Raw genomic sequence first — 2,612 nt, forward strand, 5'->3', positions numbered from 1 at the left:
GTTAAGCCGAATTCGGCTTAACAGCGACCGCGGTACCCAATATGCCTCGGCCCAGATCACCGCGTTCGCCGCCGAGAATGGCATCACCCGCTCGATGGGATTGACCGGTATTTGTTGGGATAACGCGATGGCCGAGAGCTTCTTCGCGACGCTGAAAACAGAATTCTACTACCGCCGAGTTTGGCCCACCCGCGACCGCGCGACCCGGGAAGTCGGCGCCTGGATCGAGGACCGCTACAACCGTCGGCGCCGGCACTCCTCAATCGGGCAGGTCAGCCCAGTCGACTTCGAACTGCAATACTCGTCAGAGACCGCGGAAGTTCAACTCGCCGCTTAACCCGTGTCCACTAACCGGGGGCAAGGCCAGTTCCGCGAGAACGTTCGCTGCCTCGCTTCCTGGCCTTGTGCCGATTCGCATAGCACCGGCCAGAGCCAGGGTGACCTCGCGCATCGATCCAGTTATTTCGCGCCAGTCATCGGGCTTCCTTCTGCTCGAGCGTTCTGCGTACTCCGCCCATTACGCAGTATCGCCCCACCTCACCCGCGCAGCCACACTCCACGACGGATCCCACTCGTCACCAAACACGTCAACTTGCTCCGATGCTGAGAGCAGCACACCGGACGTATTCGCAGCGAGCAGACGACCAACATCTTCCGCAAGGTTTTGAAGTTGATGGATCTTCTCACCAAGTTCCTTTCGTCGCCGCTCAAGCTCCGCTCGCCTCGTGTCGCCGTCAGCGATGAGCAGCGCGGGGATCTCACCCAGAGGAACGCCAAGTTCTCGAAGAATCAGAACACGGCGCAAGCGGGCAACCTCCGCAGGAAGATAGGCACGGTACCCGCCGCCCGTTCGGAGAGAGGGAGACACGACCCCCAGAGCGTCCCAGTGATGCAGTGCCCGAACGCTCACACCTAACGACACTGCAACGGCCCCGATCAGCTCAGGTCCACCAGCACTATGACTACTCACACGACCAGCATTGCAGATGGCACGAATTTGAGGCGGACTGCATTCCCGTTCAACGTTCCTTTATCGGAACGGACCCAAAGCCGGCGATCGCGTGTTTAGATGCCCCGGTGGGCGTCCGGCTTACGGTCGAAGTCGTGGGACCCTCGCATCAGGACCGACGGTCTATGTGAGGTCCTCCACTATGTCTTGGTCGATGCTCGATCGGTGCCGTGCGTGGATGCCGACAACGGCCAACGGGAGCAGGGCATACACCGGCGCAAGCGCCAGCGAACCGAGGAAGGCCGGACCGGTCGGTGCGGCATAGCCAAGGTTCATCGCGAGCAGCGCCCAGCACACCCCGGCGCTGCCTGAAGTCAGTACCGCCGCGATGTAGAGCGTTCCTCGAAAGGGCTCCTCATGGTCGCGATCGACGACTGCGGCGATGGCCAGGGCGAAGCCACCGAGCGTCAAAGCCGCGAGAGGCAGGAAGACCATCCACAACGGTTGCGTGCTCGAGACCTCGGTACCGGACCACTGCACGTTCAGAGGGTTCGGCAACGGCATCCATTGCATCACCACGATTCCGACGGCCACGGTCGGAACCGCGACGAGCAGGGCGGCGAGAATACGGCGCGTGAACATCATGACGAACCGATTCTAGGGGAGCCATAGGGTAACTGACGGGTTCGCGTTGACGGTTCGGCTTACGGGCTGTTTGTTGCCATCCCGGTCGCGACCGTCGGAAGCGAGCTCGGAGTCAACGAGGCTACGTTGGACCGCTGGGCAACCGCGTTCAAGGCCCGCAATGAGATGGGGCAGTCCGAGGTGACGGAGTCCGACAGGGAAACGCATATTTCACAGCCTAAGCCGACTATGGGTTCAGCGGTAAGTGAGCTGGGCGGGATGCGGTCACCCTTAATATAAGGGCAGTTTGATTTGGTCGACCGCTGTTTGGACGAGCAATTCCCCATCAACGGATTCGATCCCGGACAGATCCCACGTCCATCGAGTCGTCCATTCCGAACCTGAACCGCCCACGGATTGAACCTCTCGTCCGATCGTCTGCATGGGCTTTGGGGGTTCCACTCGAATCTCCGCCAGCATCGCATGCGCACCCGATAGAGGGGGCTCTCCGGCATACCGGATTCCGTTGCGTGCTGTTGCTTCAAGATAGCGTTTTAGCGCGAGGTCGTAGACAGCGTCATATTCGTGCGTCGCGGTGGAAGGAACAGCCGTGGCATCCAGAATGATCATCCTGTCAGATCGGATTAGCGTGAGGACCGCCTCAATCCCAGAAGCGGTCCTCAGGATAGCCGTGCTGTTGGACATAAAAGCCCTTTCTTACGGAGCTTGGGAATGGATATTCTCGAGAAGAGTCTGCCCTTTGTAATATACGGAGGCGATCGCTGTTATGTAGCTCGACGTGCTCATTGTTCCACTCTGAGTCGCCAGTGTGCCGTAAGTGGTGATTCCGATGGAAGGACCGTATTGCCAGGCGCCGTTGCCGGGAGTCACCCGATAGATCACGTTGAGGTTGTTCACGTTGGAGCCGTCGTACGGCACGCCACTCGCGTTGACGTCGATCGACCATGTGCGATAGGGGCTCCCGCAGGCGCAGTTAACGTAGGTCGAAGCAGTGCTATTGCGAATGTAATTCCCGTAT

The 2,612-nt window shown here is 59.8% G+C and carries 5 protein-coding genes and 1 pseudogene; 1 reads left to right on the forward strand and 5 read right to left on the reverse strand.

Annotated elements, in window-relative coordinates:
* On the forward strand, positions 1-337 hold a 337-nt coding region (locus tag BLS91_RS19330), incomplete at its 5' end, for an integrase core domain-containing protein (protein ID WP_139165836.1).
* On the opposite strand, the pseudogene BLS91_RS21280 reads toward BLS91_RS19330, so the two are convergent.
* The 5 genes and pseudogenes from BLS91_RS21280 to BLS91_RS20420 all read right to left on the reverse strand — a co-directional run.
* Positions 305-505: pseudogene (locus tag BLS91_RS21280) on the reverse strand (hypothetical protein); the annotation flags it as partial. The gene BLS91_RS19330 and the pseudogene BLS91_RS21280 overlap by 33 nt on opposite strands.
* Positions 506-517: 12 nt before the next feature.
* Complete coding sequence (locus tag BLS91_RS21285; RefSeq protein ID WP_420838516.1) at positions 518-970, reverse strand: MerR family transcriptional regulator; 453 nt, start codon at positions 968-970, stop codon at positions 518-520.
* A 162-nt stretch (positions 971-1,132) separates the two neighbouring features.
* Positions 1,133-1,594, reverse strand: coding sequence for a hypothetical protein (locus tag BLS91_RS19340; RefSeq protein ID WP_092342697.1), 462 nt, complete (start codon positions 1,592-1,594; stop codon positions 1,133-1,135).
* Between the two features lie 270 nt (positions 1,595-1,864).
* On the reverse strand, positions 1,865-2,203 hold the full coding sequence (locus BLS91_RS19345; protein WP_134505322.1) for a hypothetical protein: 339 nt from the start codon (positions 2,201-2,203) through the stop codon (positions 1,865-1,867).
* Between the two features lie 87 nt (positions 2,204-2,290).
* The coding region (locus tag BLS91_RS20420) for a hypothetical protein (protein WP_208859947.1) at positions 2,291-2,612 on the reverse strand (322 nt) is incomplete at its 5' end.

Origin of the sequence: Cryobacterium flavum (genome assembly GCF_900103805.1) — a bacterium.
In the GTDB taxonomy this organism is placed as follows: Bacteria; Actinomycetota; Actinomycetes; order Actinomycetales; family Microbacteriaceae; genus Cryobacterium; species Cryobacterium flavum.

What these genes read in the sequence shown, in the direction of transcription:
- BLS91_RS19340 (WP_092342697.1), bottom strand. Translation starts at nt 1,594, where the DNA reads ATGATGTTCACGCGCCGTATTCTCGCCGCCCTGCTCGTCGCGGTTCCG.
- BLS91_RS19345 (WP_134505322.1), bottom strand. Translation starts at nt 2,203, where the DNA reads ATGATCATTCTGGATGCCACGGCTGTTCCTTCCACCGCGACGCACGAA.